17 protein-coding genes are annotated in these 20381 nt (G+C 56.8%); 10 read left to right on the top strand and 7 right to left on the bottom strand.

Annotation, left to right across the window (positions count from 1 at the left end; translation table 11 throughout):
* Positions 1-188 precede the first annotated feature (188 nt).
* The 4 genes from NATTI_RS0119420 to NATTI_RS0119400 form a co-directional block, all read right to left on the bottom strand.
* Complete coding sequence (locus tag NATTI_RS0119420; RefSeq protein WP_006088198.1) at positions 189-2027, bottom strand: PGF-CTERM sorting domain-containing protein; 1839 nt, start codon at positions 2025-2027, stop codon at positions 189-191.
* A gap of 319 nt (positions 2028-2346) precedes the next feature.
* Positions 2347-2745, bottom strand: coding sequence for a hypothetical protein (locus tag NATTI_RS0119415; protein ID WP_006088199.1), 399 nt, complete (start codon positions 2743-2745; stop codon positions 2347-2349).
* The gene (locus tag NATTI_RS0119410) at positions 2691-3410 is read right to left on the bottom strand and encodes a phosphatase PAP2 family protein (protein ID WP_006088200.1); all 720 of its coding nucleotides are present in this window, start codon (positions 3408-3410) and stop codon (positions 2691-2693) included. The genes NATTI_RS0119415 and NATTI_RS0119410 overlap by 55 nt, the downstream gene beginning before the upstream one ends.
* Before the next feature lie 269 nt (positions 3411-3679).
* Positions 3680-4324, bottom strand: coding sequence for a hypothetical protein (locus tag NATTI_RS0119400; RefSeq protein WP_006088201.1), 645 nt, complete (start codon positions 4322-4324; stop codon positions 3680-3682).
* Positions 4325-4523: 199 nt separating this feature from the next.
* Between NATTI_RS0119400 and NATTI_RS0119395 the strand changes: the two genes are divergently transcribed.
* From NATTI_RS0119395 to NATTI_RS0119360, 7 genes are all read left to right on the top strand, one after another.
* A complete protein-coding gene (locus NATTI_RS0119395; protein WP_006088202.1) occupies positions 4524-4733 on the top strand; it encodes a hypothetical protein in 210 nt (69 codons plus the stop codon).
* Positions 4724-5629 (top strand): hypothetical protein, encoded by a 906-nt coding sequence (locus NATTI_RS0119390; protein ID WP_006088203.1) that lies wholly within the window; start codon positions 4724-4726, stop codon positions 5627-5629. The genes NATTI_RS0119395 and NATTI_RS0119390 overlap by 10 nt, the downstream gene beginning before the upstream one ends.
* A gap of 391 nt (positions 5630-6020) precedes the next feature.
* Positions 6021-7226 carry a winged helix-turn-helix domain-containing protein gene (locus tag NATTI_RS0119380; protein ID WP_006088204.1) on the top strand — a complete coding sequence of 402 codons (1206 nt, stop codon included), beginning with the start codon at positions 6021-6023 and terminating at the stop codon, positions 7224-7226.
* Positions 7227-7628: 402 nt separating this feature from the next.
* A complete protein-coding gene (gene aglF, locus NATTI_RS0119375) occupies positions 7629-8402 on the top strand; it encodes a UTP--glucose-1-phosphate uridylyltransferase AglF (RefSeq protein WP_027119223.1) in 774 nt (257 codons plus the stop codon).
* Positions 8403-8550: 148 nt separating this feature from the next.
* Positions 8551-10995: a hypothetical protein gene (locus tag NATTI_RS0119370; protein WP_006088206.1), complete on the top strand. Its 2445-nt coding sequence runs from the start codon at positions 8551-8553 to the stop codon at positions 10993-10995.
* A 262-nt stretch (positions 10996-11257) separates the two neighbouring features.
* Complete coding sequence (locus tag NATTI_RS0119365; protein WP_006088207.1) at positions 11258-12700, top strand: sugar transferase; 1443 nt, start codon at positions 11258-11260, stop codon at positions 12698-12700.
* A gap of 232 nt (positions 12701-12932) precedes the next feature.
* Positions 12933-14099, top strand: a complete 1167-nt coding sequence (locus tag NATTI_RS0119360) for a glycosyltransferase family 2 protein (RefSeq protein WP_006088208.1) — start codon at positions 12933-12935, stop codon at positions 14097-14099.
* Between the two features lie 26 nt (positions 14100-14125).
* On the opposite strand, the gene NATTI_RS25630 is transcribed toward NATTI_RS0119360, so the two are convergent.
* Entirely contained in the window at positions 14126-14866 is a 741-nt protein-coding gene (locus NATTI_RS25630) for a class I SAM-dependent methyltransferase (protein ID WP_081603636.1), read from the bottom strand.
* 130 nt (positions 14867-14996) lie between these two features.
* Positions 14997-15932: a glycosyltransferase gene (locus NATTI_RS25625; RefSeq protein ID WP_006088209.1), complete on the bottom strand. Its 936-nt coding sequence runs from the start codon at positions 15930-15932 to the stop codon at positions 14997-14999.
* A gap of 130 nt (positions 15933-16062) precedes the next feature.
* Between NATTI_RS25625 and NATTI_RS25620 the strand changes: the two genes are divergently transcribed.
* The 3 genes from NATTI_RS25620 (at position 16063) to NATTI_RS0119355 (ending at position 19037) form a co-directional block, all read left to right on the top strand.
* A complete protein-coding gene (locus tag NATTI_RS25620) occupies positions 16063-16932 on the top strand; it encodes a glycosyltransferase (RefSeq protein WP_006088210.1) in 870 nt (289 codons plus the stop codon).
* On the top strand, positions 16919-18064 hold the full coding sequence (locus tag NATTI_RS26215) for a hypothetical protein (protein WP_152423922.1): 1146 nt from the start codon (positions 16919-16921) through the stop codon (positions 18062-18064). Before NATTI_RS25620 ends, NATTI_RS26215 begins: the two co-directional genes overlap by 14 nt.
* Before the next feature lie 112 nt (positions 18065-18176).
* Positions 18177-19037 (top strand): IS5 family transposase, encoded by an 861-nt coding sequence (locus NATTI_RS0119355; RefSeq protein ID WP_006088211.1) that lies wholly within the window; start codon positions 18177-18179, stop codon positions 19035-19037.
* 121 nt (positions 19038-19158) lie between these two features.
* Here NATTI_RS0119355 and NATTI_RS25615 read toward each other — a convergent pair whose 3' ends face one another.
* Positions 19159-20373, bottom strand: coding sequence for a glycosyltransferase (locus tag NATTI_RS25615; protein ID WP_006088212.1), 1215 nt, complete (start codon positions 20371-20373; stop codon positions 19159-19161).
* Between the last annotated feature and the right edge of the window lie 8 nt (positions 20374-20381).

Below are 20381 nucleotides of genomic sequence, written 5' to 3'. Positions count from 1 at the left end.
GCGTACACTGTCGTCTGTAGCTGGAGTATGTTCGTATCGAGCGTACACTGACAGCTCGTACTCGAGCCGTTGGTACACCCGCGGCACGGCTCTTAGTGGCAGTGAACGCGGAGAAAATAGGTCGCTGAAATTGAATCGCCGAATTTCGCGGTCAATTCCGACCGGAAGTAGTTCCTCGTGAGCGGTGGTCAGTGTTCGAATCGGGCGAACATCGCGGCGGCGAGCACTGCGACGAGGGCGACGACGACACCGAAGCCGGGCACGGAGTCGTCCTCTTTCTTCTGCTCGTCGTCATCGGCGTCGGAGTCGCTCGCTTCGATGGTGGACTTGTCATCGTCGTCAGTCTTCTCATCGTCGTCGCTCTTCTTTTCGTCATCGTCGTGGTCCTTCTCGTCCTCGTCAGCGTCGTCGCCGACTGCGCCTTCGGCGACGGACGCGGATTCAGCGGACGTGAACTGGAGGTTCTCGTTCTCCTGCATGGTCATCTGGAACGCGAAGGCGTCGCCGGCGTCTTCGGCGACTGCGAGCGCGTTGTTCGACTGCAGGTTCGTCTGTGCGACCTGCTGGCTCTGTTCGACGTCGGCGCTCGAGTGCTGCTCGACGTCGTTGAGCTGCTCGTTGTCACCGTCGTAGTCGAAGGTCGTGCTGTTGGCGTCGGCGAGGCCGTCACCGTTGACCATCGCGGTCGTCGTCGAGGTCTTGATGGCACCCTCGTACTGGTCCTTCGCGTCGTCGTAGTCGATGTCTTCGTCGTCTTCCAGGAAGACGTTCAGCGCTTCGGCGGAACCGATCTGCGCGTTGACGTTCTGCTGGAAGGTCAGCTGAACGGCTTCGGCCGTGCTGCCGTCCGTGGCGATCGCCTGGGCCGAGCTGTCGAGGTTGATGTTCACCTGCTCGACGCTCTGGTACTGCGTGACGTTCGCTTCGGCGGTCTGGCCAACGTCGCTGGCCTCATCGCCTTTCAGCTCGGTGTCACTGTACTCTTCGTCGGCGTCCTGGGTCACGACGTCGGTTGCGCCGTCGGCGCTCGCGGTCGCGACGTGCATCCCGGCGGAGTCCATCAGGACGTTCATGGCTTCGGCGGTGCCGAGCTGTTCGTTCAGGTTGGTCTGGTCGGTGATCTGGACGGCGGTCGCGGAGGAGTCCTCACCGACTGCGATCGCGATCGCACTGCCCATCTCGACGCTGTTTACTTGCTCGATCTCCTGAATCTGTTCGACGGATGCGTCAGCGTCCTGCTCCGCGCTCGGAGCCGTGCTGTCACCGTCGTACTTCTTGTGCTCGTCGTGGAGGTCCTTGTCGCCCTCGAGGTCGGCGCCGTAGACGTTCGTCGCGCTTGCGTAGCCTTCCTGGAGGTTGATGTTGGACTGCTCGGTCATCTGCACCGCGGTCGCCTCGCTACCGTTCTCCGCGAACGCGAGTGCGGTGTTGTTCTGGACGATGTTCGCCTGGTTCACTGCCTGGGCCTGGCTGACGGAGGCTTCAGCGTCCTGGCTGACGGTCGTCTCGCCGTCCTCGTCGACGGCGCCCCAGCCGTTGTACTCCTGTCCGTTCTCGTCGCCCATGACCACGAAGACGTCACCGACTTCTTCGATGGTCGTCTCCTGGCTGACACCTGCGTTGTTCTCCGCGGACGCGACACCCTCCTGAGTGTTCGCGTTCTGCTGGTTCACTTCCTGGATGGCCGTGGCCTCGGCGCCGTCCATCGCGATGGCGACGGCTTCACCTTGTTCGTTGATGTTAACCTGGCCAACGTCCTGGTACTGGATCACTTCGGAGACGGTGTCCTGGTCAGCTGCGGGTTCACCAGGGTTGTCCGTCACGTGATCGTCAATAAACTCTTCAACCGATTGATCGCCGAGGTCGACGCCGAAGACGAGGTAGACGTCCTCCCCGTTCTCCATCGTGTGCACTGTTCGATCCGAATCCATACTCCCGTTTGCGCCCACGGTGCCCGCCATCCCGACCATCGAGATAGCGACCATCAGGGCGACGAATACCGTCGTAAGCTGTGATCGTCGGTTCATGGTTATTGTCGCATCAGCTTTGAAATCGCCGGTGAGGGTCTTTCGCCGCTGAATGTCTGCGACGCAAACCAGTCTATCCCGAAGATGGTCTTTGTTATCTGTCGGTTGCCCCGAATAAGAAGCCGGCTAGAGATCTATTGTCGGTCCCTTCCATTCGATGAGAGGGTGGTTTCACGCCGGGTCAGTCGTCGAACCATTCCGGCAGGGGTTCGCTACGGTAACATTTTGAAACCACAGTACGTGATCGGTGTGAACGCGATGTCGCCGCGGATCGACGCGACTCGCCGGCCCGTTTTGGACCGGTTACTCGCGGCGACTTTCAGTATCTGCGAAACGGATCGTCGGCGGTACCGATAGCGCCCCGTCGTCGCCACGGTCCGTTCGCTGCCGGATCAGACGTGGCCGTCTCGAGTCCGATCCAGCCCCGGTGATCGACGACGATTATCCGGCCGTCGCTCCTGTTCGATCCGCATTCCGTCGCTGTTCGCTCCGCATTCCGCCGACGGTCGCCGGGTTCGTCAGCGGCCGCTTCGGGTTTGGCGACACCGTCTTCGAGCGTCCCGGTCGCTGGCCGTTGCGTTCCGTTCAGGAGTTCGTGGCCGTTGCGTTCCGTTCGGCCATTCGACCGTTCGGGCGGCGGAGAGCCGGTCGACGGCGCGAAACTTACTGGGTGACTGATCGCCAGATCTTTCGGACCGACGGGAGGGTCGTGAGCCACCAGCCGACGGCCCCGCCGACGCAGCCGACGAACGCCAGCCAGCCGTCGGCGTCGCCGCCGGTCGAGAGTACTGCCACGCCGCCGAGCACCGCCGCGCCGGCGAAGGCCGGCCTGGGCTCGCGGCCGGTGACCGCCGCTGCGAGAACGAGATAGCCGATCCCCAACCCGACCGACGCGAGCACGTCGACGAGATAGTGAACACCGAGTGCGAGCCGGGAGAAGCCCACGAGTCCGATCAGCACCGCGGCCAGGCCGACCCGTCGTCGACGGCTGAACCGCACGCCCCACAGTGCGAGTGCGCCCCAGAGAACGGTGGCTGCCATCGTGTGCCCGCTCGGGAACCCTTCTCCCTCGCGCGGGACCGCCTGTAACGACGCGGGCGGCCGCGGGAATCCGAGGGTCGTCTTCACCACGAGCGTCAGTGCCAGCCCGCCGAGGACGACGGCCGAGACGAACGCGACGCGGTCCGAGACGAGTCGGTCGGAGCCGCGCCGGACGGATCGGTAAACGTCGGCGGCGACGAACAGCAGTAACACGCCCACGACGACGAGTTCGTCGCCGAACAGCGCCGCGAGTTCGAAAAACGGGACGATCCACTCCGGGAGGACGTCTCGGAGGAGTTCGGTAACGCCGACGGATCGATCCAGAGCGGACTGTGATAACATAGGGCTCAACGACGACGGGCCGGACCCAACTCGTCACGTTCGTCGTCCAGCCTCCCGACAAATAACCTTTCGAAGTGACGGTCTCGGAGCACCCGTTCGCGACTCGAGGATCGCCCCCGGATCGGCGCAATCGTGACGACGCATCGAATCGTTTCGACCGTTCCGCCGAACAAAGGCGGGGAGCCAGCCGAGTGGGAAAACGAGCCGAATACACAGGTCGCCGTCACGCTCCCGAGCGCGCAAGGCTGATCACACTGGTCGCCGCTACGCTACGCGGAGTCGACCGTCTCCAGGACCCGTTCGTAGACCTCATCCACCGTGAACTCTCCGTCGATGTACGCCTCAGCCAACTCGGACTCCACGTGCCAGGTCCGCTCGCTGTCGTCGTCCTCGTCGACGGCGGTAACGTCCATCCGCTCTGCCTCGAGTCCGCCCTCGACGATATCGATGTAGACGCCGATGAGCGTTCCCACCTCGTTGGTGAACTCCTCTTCCGTCTCGGTGGTATCGGCGTACTCGACGACGAACTCGTCGTCGACCAGCTCCGTCGAGGTCACGTCGACGCCCCAGTGGGACGCGATCGTCTCGAAGAACACGAGCAGTTCGGCGTCAGAGTACTCTCCCGACGCGCTGGCCTCGTCGGGGTCCGGCGCGTCAGCGCCGGGGCCCTGATAGGCGTCGGCACCGGTCGCGCCGGAGTCGCCGCCGACGAGTAGCATCCCGCCGGAGACGACCACGCTCCAGAGAACGAGCGCGTAGAGACCCGCGATGAAGCCGGTCTGGACGCCACCACCGGCGTCGACGCCGGGAAGCTCCGACAGTCGTCCTGCTACATTCCGATAGTTCGACGCCACGGCTACCACCGTGAGGATCGACAAGAGCACGACGGCGATCGGCAGGACCAGCCAACTCATGTGGGTCCGTGGTAGACTTCAGCATATTGTTAATGACGACGCCACAGTTCGATAATTTTCTATTAGTTGTGAGTATCAATACCGCGGGCGCGACGAACTCGAGGGAGACGATTCGGGGTAACCGGGCCGGCGAGGAAGTACGCGACTAGCGGCTGTACGATGCTCATATATAGGATGATTGACGCTGTGTTGCAACCCGATGGTGACGCTTTTCACCCCGACCGATCGATCCGCCGACGACAGAGACGGTGGGCCGCCACCGAGCAGCGGCGACCTCGCCGGTGATAACCTCGAGGCCTGTGGCGACCTCGAGACGAGACCGACGCCAGCCGGACGGGAACCCGCGACGGCCGCGATCACCCCGCTCGAGACCGAATGGGCCGTCTCGAGGGGATACCCGTGGCACTGACGCGCACCGGCTTCGGTCGTCCCGCGGTCGTCGCCGGCGTGCTCGTCGTCGGTGTGGTGCTCGCAGTCGCCCTGCTCGCCGGGCTCGCGATCGGTGACGGCAGCGGCGGCGCGGACCCGGTACCCGAGACCGAGGCTGCGATTCAGGAGAACGTAAGCGAAGACGCCTACGCCGAACCCGTTCCCGAGGAAGGGGACCTGTTCTTCGAGGAGGGCGCTGACGACGGGAGCTGGGTGAGCTACGTCAATCCGCGCGACGAGTACCGGGACCCGAATCTGGGTCAGGGGTCGGGGAAGATCTGCGTGACGCTGCTCAACGAAGCCGGCCAGCCGATCGTCGGTGAGAGCGTCCCGAACACGACGGCGACGGTTCCGACGGGCGACTCCCTGGAGTGGCACTCCGACGCCGATCCGTTCGTCGTCGAGTTCCCGCTGACCGACCACTACGTCCGGCCGCTCGACAGCGATCAGTTCGGGACGAATCCGGAGCTGCCACAGGGCGACGGCTACATGGATTCACACTGCCTCGAGTGGCACGGTCTGCCGGAGGACGAGACCGTCGATTACGGCGAGGTCGAACTCGAGGGCGAACACGCGGACGATATCGAGGTCGTCGGCTACGTTCAGCAGGCCCACCAGGCCTGGGAAACGGACGTCCATCCGATCGGGGACTCCGAATCCTACGAGGCGACGGAGGGTGGCTGGACGTACGAGACCGACGAGTCACACGGACAAACCGTCGTGGTCTTGCAGTTGAACGGCGACGAAGCTGACCAACAGAGCCACGGCGAAACCGACGACGATGGACTGACCGACGGCATCAGCGGCTGGATCGGGCTCGGGGCAGTCGCCGCCCTCGTCGCGCTGGCGGGTGTCGCATTCAGTCGGTACCGGTAATCGAATGGTTCCGTACTCCGTCCCGGTTTCGCCGGTTGGTCGCTCAGCAACGGATTACGGTCGTCGGACCGGCCGATATCGGGCCACAGAGCGCCATCGTAACGGGGCTCGAAGACTGCTACTCCGACGATCCGACCCGTCCGAGTAACGTCGGCTATACGAACGGAAACACCTCGGTATAGCTGTACAAATTCGTGTATGTGTTGTTTCGCTGAAAAAATTATATCGGCCGGGTCGAGGACTGTTGGCCTGAACCGTCGCTTCGGAAAGGTTGCAAATGAGTCATTCACCACTATCAACTGGGGAAACAGGTGAGCGGAGTACGAGGGTCCCACGAGCAGTCATTCACAAGAAGATCCTCGATGTCGCAGAGTCGCGGCCGTCGGCATCGATGGAGGCGATCGCGGACGACGTCAGCGGTGCCACCGTCGCCATCGTCGACCAGGTTCTCGAGGAGTACGGCGATCCCGGGGAATCCCCGGGCGAATCCGAGAACGTCGGCGACGACTCGAGTAGCGACGCCGAGGCCGACGAGCGACAGGAGACGCGGACGCCCGAGTCGTCGGCTACAGCACGCGACCCACCCGAATCAGACGACGCGGAGTCAGCCATGACCGAACACGATAGCCGATCCGATACGGATCTCGAACTGTCGCTGGAACCGGACGATGTGACGGAGAAACAACGCGAGACGCTCGCGGAGATCTACAGACGACCGGACGCGACGCAGGCGGCGCTCGCGGAGACCCTCGGCGTCAGTAGCGCGACGATCAGTCAGCGCGTGAACGCGATCGACGAGTTCCACTGGGCCGACCGCCACGAGTTCGTCGAGGTACTGTTCGACGACGGCGACTGGTTCGAAGACGACGCCGTCGAGGAGACCGCACGGGACGGTCCGGAACCCGAGTCGGATTCCGGCGCGGAGCGAACGGCGATCGACGGGTCCGGAAGCGACGACGAACGGACCGACCTCGAGGAGCCGTCCGGGATCGACTCGAGCGCGACGAGCGACGTCGAACGACTGACTCCCGGCGACGAAACGCCGGTCGAACGAAGTCCGTCTGCGAACGAACGACCCCCGTCTGAAAACGGGAGTGCCGCCGAGCGAGCCGAACCTGCGGACGGAGGTTCCGTCGACCGAGCCCAGCCTGCAGACGCGAGTGGGGCCGCTCGAGCTCAGCCTCCAGACGCGAGCGGCGTTGAGCGGACCGAACCCGGCGCCGAGAGCAACGGTAGACGGGATCCCGATCCCGGTCGTGGGCCGGACCCGGAGTCACAGGGCGATAGCGGCGACGAATCCCACGCGTTCGCTCGAGCGGCGTCGTCGGAGGCCGCGGGATTAGACGCTGGCACGTCGAGTGTTCCCGGCGGCGAGTCGGTCAGCGAACTCACCGAGCAACTCGAGGCGGTGACGGAGCGACTCGAGTCGCTGGAACGGCGACTCGAGGACGACTCCGCGTCGGAACCGGGTGCCCTGTCGGATCCCGAACTCGCACACAAGGTCGTCCACGCGTGTCTCTCCGCGGACAACATTTCCGAGGACGAAGAGTTGCGGCTCCTGAAGGAGATGGCAGCGACCGACTCTGCGCAGACGTGACATCGGTCGTGACTCCCAGTTGATCCGTGGGACCGCTCGCGGTTGTTTTCGGCGAGCGTCGATCCGTCACCAGTAGACGCAAGCCACTAGTCAATTCGGTTCACCACTAGTAGACGCGAACCACTAGCAACTCCTGGCTACTAGTACACCGAACCACTAGTCGGTACCTTCCTAGCGCTGCGCGATCACTCGAGCGGCGGATCGGCCGATCACGGCGACGCGTATCAACTGACCGCGAGCGTGAGCCGGACGTGAGACGGGATCATCGTCTCTACGAGCGAAGGTGTGGGCTCTCTCGAGCAACAGCTAAGTGGCCCGTAGGCATCTCTCTCGGCGGTTTTCGTGCCCAACCGACGAGTTCAGGGGATAGCTATTTACCGATCTTCGGACTGTGGGTCGCACATGCAAGCTGTTGTCTTATCGGCAGGAAAGGGAACTCGACTTCGACCGTTGACGGAGGACAAACCGAAATCCCTCGTCGAGGTCGACGGCCGGCCGATCATCGAAGACGTGTTCGACAATCTGCTCGAGGCCGGCGCGGACGAACTGATCGTGGTCGTCGGCTACCTGAAAGAGAAGATCATCAATCGGTACGGCGACGAGTACAGGGGCGTGCCGATCACGTACGCCCACCAGCGCGAACAGCTGGGGCTCGCCCACGCGATTTTGCAGGTCGAATCGCTCATCGACGACGACTTCATGCTCATGCTCGGGGACAACGTCTTCCGGGGGAACCTCGCGGACGTCAGGAACCGACAGCAGGAGGATCGGGCCGACGCGGCGTTTCTGGTCGAACAGGTGCCCTACGAGGAGGCCTCCCGGTACGGCGTGCTCGACACGAACGAGTACGGCGAGATCGTCGAGGTCGTCGAGAAGCCCGAGGAGCCGCCGTCGAATCTCGTGATGACCGGGTTCTACACGTTCACGCCGGCGATCTTCCACGCCTGTCACCTCGTCCAGCCCTCCGACCGCGGGGAGTACGAACTTTCGGACGCGGTCGACCTGCTGATCCAGTCCGGCCGCACCATCGACGCGATTCGCATGGAAGGCTGGCGCGTCGACGTCGGCTACCCCGAGGATCGAGAGCGCGCCGAGGAGCGACTCCGGGACGAATCGGGCCGGCTCACGGAACCGGGGACGGAGACCGAGCAGGCGTCGCAGTCGACGACCGACTGAGCGGGCTCGAGACGCGTACTTGAGAGTCTCCGATGAGGCGTGCTCGGTGCGGTGAGGAGGAACGAGATCGGTATCGTTCGATTATCGGTCGGTTCGAACGCCGTACGCGCCCAGTCTTTATCAGGGTACACATGGAGGGATCGGCGTAATGCCCGACGAGCCGGATCCCGCCGCAGTGGCCGACGCCGCAGCGACCTTCCGCGAGGAGCGCGACGACGGAGCGCAGGCGCTCGAGACCGTCCTCGCGGTCGACGCCGACCACGACGGCTGGACCTTCGACGACCTGCCGCTCGACTCGGGGACGTTCGGCGAACTCGTCTCGCGCGACATCGTGACGAAGTCCGACGGGGAGTACCGGGTCTCGAATCGCGAGGGCGTGCGGGCGGGACTCGAGGGCAGGGCGGTTTCTGTGGATCGGTCGGGTTCGGCGTCGGGGTTCTCGAGTCCGATCGCGCTCGACCCGCGCGCCGCCGTGGGGCTCCTCGGGGTGCTGGGTCTGCTGTTGGTCACGCGACTGTGGACCTACGGATCGGTGTTTCGCGGCGACGAGGTCGTCTCGCCCGCGAACGATCCGTACTACTACCGGTACTGGACGGAAGGGCTGCTCGCGGAGACGTCGGGGATTACGGACGCGAGTATCGTCGCGAACCTGCCCGAGGGGGTGGCCGAACGACGGCCGCTGACGCACTCGACGCACTGGTTTTTCGCCGAGTTGCTCGGGGGCGACCAGTGGGCGGCGGACATGGTCGCCGCGTGGCTGCCCGTCGTCGGGACGGTGCTCCTCGGTATCGTCGTCTACTGGCTCGCCGTCGTCGTCAGCGACGACGTTCGCATCGGACTCGCGTCGGTCATCATCCTCGCGCTCACGCCGGCCCACGCGGTCTACACGCAGGTCGGCTTCCTCGAGCACCGGGCCCACCAGTATTTTTATTTGGGCGTGACGCTGCTGACGCTCGCCTGGCTGGCCGTCGACCTCCGGCAGCGGGCGCTCGAGTCGACGCCGCAGACGGCGGTCGGCGGCCACCTGCGGAGTCCGTGGACGTGGCTCGCCGCCGCCGTGTTCGGGATCGCGGTCACGCTGTCGATGTTCGCCTGGGGCGGCTCGATCCTGATGCTCGTCCCCGTCGCGGCGTACGTCGGGCTGAAGGTCGCCGTCGACGCTCGCGCCGGGCTCTCGCCCGCGGCGACGACCGCGCCGATCTTCGTCGGGCTAGTCCTCGGAGCAGTACTCGGCGCGGTTCTCCACTTCGGACTGGGCTGGCACGACCGGTTCACCGCGGTCGTCCCGCTGCTCGTCCTCGCGGGGGTCGTGGCCGTCGCCTGTCTGGGAGAGCTGTGGCGACGCCTCGAGTGGCACGTCGGGGGGCTCGTCGGGGTTCAGGTGCTACTCGCCGGCGTGGGTCTCGGCGCGTTTCACTCCCTTCGTCCCGAGGAGTGGACGCGGATATCGGAACGCGCGGGCGACCTGTTCTTCAGGGTCGAAGCCGCGGAGACGACGTCGATATTCGCCTTCGAGAACGCGGTCGTCCTCGGACCGCTGTCGCAGTTCGGCCTCGGCTTCTACCTCGCGATTCTGGTGTTGGCGTGGGCCTGCTGGGTCGCCGTCCGTCGCTACGAACCGGGGTGGCTGTTGCTCGCCGTCTACGTCGTCTTCTGGGTCACGCTGGCGGCGATCCAGGGTCGCTTTGCGGCGCAGTTGGCGATCCCGCTGTCGGTGCTCGGCGGGATGGGGCTCGTCTGGCTGTTGTCCTGGACCAAGCTCGCGCGGGATCCGGTGCCGTTCCACGAGCGCGGGGAGGGCGATGTAGCGAGCGGAACGGGGGAGGCTCGAGGCACGGCTGCGGACGGCGGCGAACGCCGGCCGAGTCTCGTCGTTCCGGGCGATGCCAAAACGCTCGTCACGCTGGTGTGGATCGTGCTGTTGGTGTGTGGGATGAGCCTCTTTTTCGTGCCGTCGATGCTCGCGGACACGACTCACAGCGACGCGCAGTTCGAGGCCACGGCGGTCATCGACGACCACGCCGAGGCGGTCGACCGGGAGTATCCGGCGAACTTCGTGCTGAGCGAGTGGGGTGACAACCGAATGTACAACTACTTCGTCAACGGGGAGTCGGCGGGATACGCCTACGCGTTGGCGAATTTTGAGGAGTTCGTGACCGGTGGCGATCCGGACGGCTGGTACGAGGAGTTCGCGGAGAACGATGTCGGCTACGTCGTGACGACCGACATCGACGAGGAGTATCCGGAGGCGAGCACGCAGGCACAGCTCCACGACGATCTCGGGGCGGGTGGAGGCGGCGGCGAGCCGCTTGCGCACTACCAGGCGATCTACGTCGGCGAGGACGCGACGGCCTTCGCCATCGTCCCCGGGGCGACGATCACGTCGACTGCGTCGCCCGGCGAAACGGTGATCGTCGCGACCGAGGTCGAGGTCTCCGGAGAGACGATTTCGTACGAGCGCGAGGTGACCGCGGGCGAGGACGGCTCGCTCGAGGTGACGGTCCCCTACACGGGCGAGTACGTGGTGGGCGACGAGACGGTCGAGGTTCCGGCGGAGGCGGTCGAGAACGGGGAGGCGGTTGAGGTGCAGTGATCGTACCGAGACGCCCTGGTTGGTGGCCGTTTGGATCGATCGACGTGGTCGCTACTCGTTTTCGAGGTCCCGACGACCGGCGCGGCGGTCGCGTTTCTCGACGGTGATTTCCGCGGATTCTCGAGCGGAAATTCGTGTCAGCGATTGCTATATCGTGCCCAGTATGACTATGTTCTCATCCGTACACCTAACGTTCCGAGAACAGATGTACACGAAATATCATGAAATGCACTATGTAACCCCCGGTCGTGTCAGGTAATGAATGTTCACGGGATGGCGGTATCGCACGGTGAGCGTCGTGGGCGTCATACTGCTGACCGTCGGCGCGGTGCTCGTCGCGAACCACCAGCTCTCTCAGGCCCTGTTTACTACGCACGTGCCGCTGTTCAACCGACTCGAGGTCACGGTCCTGACCGGCGAGTCGCTGTACTGGGCAGTCCTCCTGAGTGCGTTGGCGATCGGGGGGAGTCTCGTGCCGCTGTACAAACCCCAGCCGCGGCGAGTGCTGGATACGGTGTTTTTCGCCCAGCGGCGGGTGATCGTCGGCGGGCTCGCGCTCGCGACACTGGGATACTTCAAGTGGTCGCACCGACTGCCGCGGGCGACGCTCGTGATGACCATCGGGGCGCTCGTGGTCGCGATCCCCGCGTGGTTCGTCTGGATCCACCGCAGCCCGGCCGACGATCCCGGACGGACGCTCGTGGTGGGCGACGATCTCGAGCAGATGGAGCGGATCACCCCGGCGATCGACGTGCCGGTACTTGGGTATCTGTATCCGTCCGTCGTTGGTACTAGTGCCGACTCCCTCTCCGTGCGGACCGTGGCCGACGGTGGGATCACGGCCGGTGCTGAGGCGGGTGAGGGCGGCGCTGAGGTCGATGTCGGCGCGCTGGATCGTCTGGGTGGGTTATCGCGGCTCGAGACTGTCTTATTGCAGTACGACGTCGACACGGTCGTGCTGGCGTTTCATCAGCCCGACCGGGCGGAGTTCTTCGGCGCGCTCGACGTCTGTCACAAACACGGGATCGACGTGAAGATCCACCGGGAGTACGCGGACGCCGTGCTCGTCGCCGAGGACGACGTGGAGGGGATCGTCGACGTGGACCTCGAGCCGTGGGATCCGCTGGACCACCTGTTCAAGCGGCTGTTCGACGTCACGTTTGGGGCCGTCGGGTTGGTCGGGTTCGCGCCGCTGTTCATTGTGATCGCCCTCGCGATCAAACTGGACAGTCCCGGCCCCGCGCTGTACAGCCAGGACCGCACGGCCGGCTTCGGTGACACGTTCCCCGTCTACAAGTTCCGGACGATGGTCCCCGAGGGCGAGTCCGCGGTGCCGTCTTCGGACGGCGAGAACGATCGGATTACCGCCGTCGGGCGGGTGTTGCGCCGGACGCACCTCGACGAACTGCCCCAGCTGTGGTCGATCTTCGTCGGCGACATGAGCGTCGTCGGGCCGCGCGCGGCGTGGACGGAAGAGGAGGTGTTGCTCGAGGAGGACGCGCCGGCGTGGCGCAAACGGTGGTTCGTGAAGCCTGGTTTGACCGGGTTGGCGCAGGTGAACGGGGCGAAGAGTACGAATCCGGAGGCGAAGTTGCGGTATGACTTGGAGTACATTCGAAAGCAGTCGCCGTGGTTCGATCTGAAGATCGTTATTCGGCAGGTTTGGGGGGTGCTCGAGGATGTCCATGAGATTCTTCGCCAGTGAGGGAGACGAGACGGGGAGTCAGTCGACTTTGCGGTTCGATCGAGGTTCGTGCTAATTCTCACCTGTATGGCCGTCGCGAACAGCTATCGAATAGAACGGTATTCCGCCTCAAATCAGTGGTAGATCAACATCTTATTGGCGTTCGGTCGAAAGGATGGAGATATATGTGGCCCCCAAAATCGTACAGCAGATATTCCGGTGTGCGCTTCGAGAGAGGTGTATAATCTAAGCTATGCTCTGGGAGATCGTGTTTCTCGTCCTGTTTTTCGGGGCCGGGTTAGGATTGGTCCACACGTATTTCATGTATCCTCTGACGCTCAAACTCTGGGCGCTATTTAGTGGTGACGACGAGTCCGAAGAGAGAGGCGACCTGAAGAGTGTCGCGTTAATTATCGCGGCATACAACGAGGAGGACGTTATCGCCGAGAAAATCGAAAACAGCCTTGAGTTAGCGTATCCCGACGAGTTACTCAACATCGTGGTCTTTTCCGACGCCTCCGACGATCGGACCGACGAGATCGTAAAACAGTACGAGAATCAAGGCGTCTCACTCGTTCGGATTGAGGGTAGAGTCGGAAAGACGGAGTGTCAAAACCGCGTCGTGGATCTCGTCGATGAGGATATCATCGTCTTCTCGGACGCGAACAGTATGTACGAGTCCGACGCGATAACCAACCTCGTCCGCGGGTTCTCTTCCCAGGTCGGCTGCGTCGTGGGAGAGTTGCGTTACCGGGAGTCGAGTGACGTCGAAGGAGAGTCATTCTACTGGCAGTACGAGTCGTGGATCAAACGGCTCGAGTCCCGGTTTTACTCCCTCGTCACCGGGAACGGCTCGATCTATGCGGTGAAGTCCGAGTCGTACGTGCCACAGCCGCCCGGCACGATCAGCGATTTCACCGAACCCCTCTCGATTATCCGGAACGGAGAGCGAGTCAAGTACGTACCCAGTGCGGTCGCGTGGGAGGAGACCAGTAGCTCCACATCGGAGGAACTCCAGCGACGGATCCGTATCGTGACTCGGTGCTGGAACAGTATCGCGGGCTTTCCCGATCTACTCAATCCAATTCGAGATCCCCGATTCGCGTACCAGCTGTGGTCGCATAAGATCCTGCGCTGGTTGTCTCCGGTGCTTCTGGGAGTGGTTCTCGTTGCGAACGTCGGGCTAGTGGCTGTCACGAGTTCCGTAGTGTATCAGGTGCTGCTGGCCGGACAGATATCGTTCTATCTTCTCGCCGGAGTTGGTTGGGTTGCAGATCGACTCGAGATCGACAGTCCGCTAATCGCACACGTTCCCTTCTACTTCCTTCAGGCGAACTACGGTATGCTCCATGGGTTACTGAACTTCTTACAACGAAAGAATATCGTCGTGTGGGAAACCTCTAGCCGGACGGATGAGTAGCGAGTTATCGTGTTGAAGAATTCAAATCAAAATTCAGCGGTTATGATCGCAGTTGGATTAAATTGGCTTCCCAACGCCGGCCACGGACAGTATTCAACAGAGACCTTCTCGAAATCCTCTTTGAGCCACTTCATCGTTTGCCGATAATCATATCCCCGATGTTGATCATTAGTCTCCAACGACGGACGACCTACAGCTGCGCTCAACAACTCTCGTAGTGATTCTGTGTGGCGACGATTTCCGTCTATTAGTCGATATCCCTCTCGAACCATGATCGGAAGACCGACTTCTATCGGCGCAGAGACGATTGCTCTGCCCCCTTTGGCGGTTACACGTGCGATTTCCGAAATTGCGTTTCGTTCATCCGGTATGTGCTCGAGAACGTCTAGAACGAACACGGAGTCGAACGTATTCGATTGGTATGGGAGTGTCGTGGCATCTGCCACGGCATATTTCACGTTATCGTCAGTAGTGCCTGCTAAATTGAGCAACCTTCTCGCAGTTGAGAATGGCGGGTGTTCGCGTGAGATGTCTGTAAAATGAACATCTGAATAGATCTCAGAAAGGGAGAGGAGAAATACACCCGTGCCACCTCCGATCTCTAACACGGTTTCGTCTTTAGCCGATTGAGCTGCTTCTAGTGCTTGATCAAAGCGACGATAGTAATATTTAGAGAACCGTCCCGAATACATATGGTCAAGATGAGTGAACTCGGTCGAGATTGTATCAGTATCTATCTCTAAATCATCCAAGCGTTTAGCTGACATTCTTTATCCTTCAAGGGGTTCGTGACGCGTATTAATCTTGCTAACTAACATTTAGGCTCAACTCAAAATATAACAATCTCATGCTATAACAATTTCCAAGGTAATGGGTTGGATATGATGTGTGAACGTGTTATTTTTTCATACAATAGGATGCTAATCCGACCATTCCGATAATTCGTCCAATTCCCAGGGCGATAATTGATAAGATTGCAACAATATGGAACCCGATAGTCATATCTACATTACGGTCCGGAGGTGTGGCATTCGTTGACTTGTCATCCGTCTTATTATGGTATATGACTCTATATATGAGTCGAGCCAGTTTAAATGGGGCCCCAATCATTCCTAAAATAATTTTCGATCCAATCGGTTGATTGTCTAATTGCCACAGTTGTGCCCCACCTTTTCCAACGCGGTACATCTTTTTTAGAAATTGAACTAAATTCCTTGATGGATGCTTTACTATTGCATTAGAAGAATATGTAATTTCAAACCCAGAATTTGTTGCAGTTCTTGTCCAGTAAATGTCACCACCTGATTGAAGCTGTTCTGGGAACAGCCCGATCTCATCAATGAGAGTATTATATGCAAACAAATTTGCTGTAGTTCCGGTTCCCTTAAGGGTTGCTCTATCATTACGCATACTCACAAATGCATCGTATTTCTCTGCAGCAGTTTTTTTTTCTGTAAACTCAAACTGTACGCGACCAGCTACTAGGTCAGTTCCGTCTTTAATAATTGTTGAAACACCCGCTTCAATCCATTCAGGTATAGGAGTACAGTCGGCATCGGTAAAAGCGAGAATTTCACCTTTAGCGTGCTCAATTCCCTTATTTCTGGCCGCATACGATCCTTGAATAGAATTTTCAACAAGAAGCTTAACAGAAAATTCTTTTACAATGTCTCTTGTTTCATCTGTTGATCCATTATCTATAACAATCACATCAAATAATGAATCAGGATATGTTTGTTCCTCAAGAGCGCTAAGGCAATTTTGGATACCCTTTGGATCGTTATAGACCGGTATGATTACTGAGACTAAAGGAAGTTCTCTATTGGAATCCATACTCCTCTACCTCATCCAACTCATTCGGTTCGAATAATAATCTCTCATGTTTCTATTGGGATTGTTCAAAGAGATGAATAAGTATTATGTTATAGGATAGCCACTAATAGGCTACCATAGACAATAAGTGATGATTCAATCTAACAAAACACTTCCTACGGTATCTATTGTTGTACCAGTCTATAATGACCCAACCGGTTTAAGAACATGCTTAGAGTGTTTAGAATCTCAAACTTATCCAAAAGAAAAACTAAATATAATAGTTGTAGATAATAAATCCACAGACCATACTCCTGATGTGGCAAAAGAGTTTGATGTAGAGTTATTGTATGAAACCAATATCCAAGGATCGTACGCGGCCAGAAATAAGGGGATTAAACATTCCAACAACGAAATTATTGCAATGACGGATTCAGACTGCAAGCCAATTGATCAGTGGATTGCACGTGGAGTACATAAACTATTGAATCAACCCGCGGACCTAGTCGGTGGTGCGGTTAAGTTTGAGCTCTCCAAATCACCATCAAATTCAGAAATACTAGATTCTATCTCTAATATGCAAAACAAGGAGAATATTGAAACGAGAAATGTCGCTAAAACCGCTAACCTGTTTTCTAAAAGGGAAGTATTCAAAAAAATTGGTTTATTTCCACATGAATTAATATCCGGTGGGGATGTTGGTTGGACTAAAAAGGCTACTGAATCCGGATTCAAGCTATCATACTCTTCTAATGCAATTGTATTTCATCCAACTAGATCATTTTTGCCATTGGTGAAAAAGCAGTTTAGAGTAGGGCGGGGCATATCACAATCCTCGCAGTCTAAATCGATTCTTAGATTGTTATTCCCCCCAAACCCAATCAGAATTTTCAAAAAAATGAGAAAAAATGATGTTCGAACATGGAACTTTCTACCAGTGTGGTTAATTGGCTGGGTGCTAAAAACCGTTACCGCTATAGGCAATCTATACGAAGGAACAAATCGAAATGAAAAGAGTTGAAGATTTTATTGTAGAAACAGCAAACAAGGGTACTAAATTACAGCAATCTGATGGAAGTATGCCTCCGGGCCACAATGGACCATATAATGACCAAGAGACGCCTGTTCGCAACACATCGCACTGGGCTATTACGTTCGCAAGAGCTTATGAAATAACTGGAAATAATGTATTTAAAAAGTCGGTTGAAGATGCAACAGCCTATCTTCTTCAAGACAAGTGTCGTCCGTCTGGAAAAACCTTCTATCACAGGATCTCGTCCGGCAAAGATTCATGCAATGGACTAATTGGGCAGGCATGGTCAATTGAGGCGTTGTGCAGATCACATAATGTATTGAAAGACAAAGAATTGCTTGAGGTAGCTGAAAATGTGTTCACATCACACCCCTTCAATCACAATTTTGGCTTATGGGGAAGGACTGAAATTAATGGGGAAAACCTAGGACTAGATATGACGTTCAACCATCAGCTATGGTTTGCAATGGCAGGCAGTTTGCTAGAAAAGAAAACTGACTCATGCGAAGTTTCTCGTCAAATAAGTATATTTCTGAAAAAAATTAATGAGAATCTACGAATCTTTGAGAGTGGACTAATACAGCATCATATACACACGCCATTAAAAAATATTTCTTATGGGATGATAAAAGGAGATGTTAGGGCAATAAAATCGTTTTTGAGGACCTATATTGGGCGTAGCCAACTCTATCAATTAACATTCGGTGATATCAGTAAATCGGATCTCATATATAAGTCGATTGGATATCATTCTTTTAACCTTTTAGCATTGGCAATTCTGAAAAACAACCGGCCAAATAACCCATTTTGGGAATGTTCCACATTTGAAAGCATTTTTGAATTTTCTAAGTCAAATGATTATATAGAATCCATAGACAGTAACAAATATGGTTACCCATATAACCCCTCGGGATTTGAAATAGCATATTTTTGGCATATCTGTGGAAACGAGCCAGACACATTGAAATCTAACTTAATTGAAAAGCAACTTAGTGATCACTATGATCAAAACACAATGTTAATGGAAAAAAATACATGTGATCCTAGAACCCTCGCTGCAAGAATGTATGAATTGACATGGTCGCCTAATTTAACAATCAAATTAGATGGTATGGAATAGTAATTAATAAGAATAGGGCCGTGTTTAGACGCTAGAACCTCTCCGGCTGAAGCAGTCTGCGGATAGTATCGTCTGCCTAGTAGCTCGTTCTAAATGTCTAACTTACTAGGAAGTGAAGCGGGACGGTGTGTTTGTGTCCAGCAAACTAGCCCGCTTCACTAGCCGCGTTGTCTCGCTTGCCCAAAAAGTCGTCGCTGGTGCGCCAGAACCGGCCGTTCAGAAAGGTAACGGCGGCTACGCAGACTGGGTGATCGTTGCGATTCACGGCCTCCGCGAGTATCTTGATCACCCGTACCGCCGTCTCTTAGACGTCCTTCACGAGATGCACGGTATCGTCGCTAAACTTGGTCTAGAAGTGTCCGAACTGCCCGATTTTTCCACCGTGTGCGCTCGCATGCAACAGCTGCAGATGCCGATCTGGCGCGTCTTACTGCGGTTGTCGGCGGAGCTGCATGACATCGGTGAGATTCAGGCAATCGACGCAACCGGCATGGATCGCGTCGCGGCGAGCCAGCACTACGCGAACAAGACGAACTACACGTTCAAAGCCGTGAAAACGACCGTTTTGATCGACTGCAAAACCAGTGCGATTCTAGATATACATTGCTCGATGAAACAACCGCACGACACACAGATCGGTTGGCAGGTCCTGCAACGAAATCTAGACAGAGTGACCAAACTAACTGCCGACAAAGGCTACGACTGGTGGCTGTTTCGCCACAAACTCCGTGCTGAAGGCGTTACACCGGTGATCAAGCACCGCGAATTCGGCTGGACGGGCGTCGCGAACAATGTGTTGCTCGATGATGAAACGTATCATCAGCGCTCGACCGTCGAATCGACGTTTTTCGCGCTGCGGCGCAAATACGGCGAGATCGTCCGTGCACGAACTTGGTTTGGACAGTTCCGCGAACTCGTCCTGAAATGTGCCATCAGAAACATCGAACTAGCGCTCGACCGCTCACATGCCTGAATTCAGGCGTCTAAACAAGACCAAGAATAGCAAACTCCGATCGCGATTATGGCCTCAGGCGTGTTTCACAGATAGTACTTCTCATGAAATAACTTAACTATACTGGGCTCTGTAGTATATATTATTGTCTAGTATTTCCTTTCAAAACCCTTTCCAATTTGTCATTCAAATCATTAGAATTAAAATTATTTTTAATATATTCTCTTCCTTTATTTCCCATATCGATCCACTGATCAGGATTGTTGCATAGAAACTCCAGTTCATCTGCCAATAACATTGGTTTCTTTGGCGGAACAAGTATAGCTGACTCATTCTGATTAACCGCATCTGGAATACCACCAACGTTAGTTGCAATAACTGGAATACCAGAAGCTTGTGCTTCAAGTAGAACTATTCCAAGACCTTCATCGAGACTTGATAGTAAAAACAAATCTGTTTCTTTAAGATGACTTTGGACAGTAGATCGATCCACCTGTCCAGTAAAGAGAACTGAATTTTCGATATTGAGTTCACAAACCAATTGCTCGAGCTCACTTCGTTTTGGCCCCCCGCCAACAATTCGGTATTCAATTTCTGGATCGATGTTTCTATCGATGATCTCGGAGATCGCTTGAATCGCATATTCATGGCCTTTTATTTCTGCTAACCTTGCCACGGTTGTTACGATCACCTTATCGGTATCATTGCCGTTTACACCATCTTTTCTAGGATAAAATTCATTAATATTTACTCCAATAGAGTGGAATATAATACTATCCGGATCAGCGCCCATTTTTATTAACTTATCAATAGTGGACTTTGAGTTTGCTAACAGTAGGTCACTGTGTTTAAATGCCTCATCATACATACCAGGACCATTTTCGATTCCTAGACGTATCCCATACCCATGGAACACAGTTATCACTCGTGCATTTGTTCCAGTTTGTTTGAGAAGAGAACCAAGATTACCATTTGGGCCGAAATGACAATATAGTACATCAAAATCATTTTCTTTAAATGATTGGGAGTAGTGTAGCATCCGTAATGAAAGAGCATCACGCCCATATTTCCCAATTCGAAGCGATTCGATTACTCTCCGAGGCCGGTAAGGAAAGTTGACAGCGAAAGTCTTTCCAGCGGACAGTATTCGCCGAATTTTGTTCTGAGGTATGTTTGGGTAATGGGTATTTGAAAGCAAATTATATTCTTGAATTTCCTCGTGTACTACCTCCTCATCAGTTTTATTTCGGGCAAAGATTTCTACATGGTGCCCTCGTTCAATCATTTCTATAATTTGATCTAAAATAAATGTCTCTGATATTTTTGGAAAGCTATTAACTAAAACTGCTATCTTCATGCAGGAAT

The organism is Natronorubrum tibetense GA33 (assembly GCF_000383975.1).
GTDB classification, from domain to species: domain Archaea; phylum Halobacteriota; class Halobacteria; order Halobacteriales; family Natrialbaceae; genus Natronorubrum; species Natronorubrum tibetense.
This window is presented reverse-complemented; position numbering and strand designations above follow the sequence as displayed.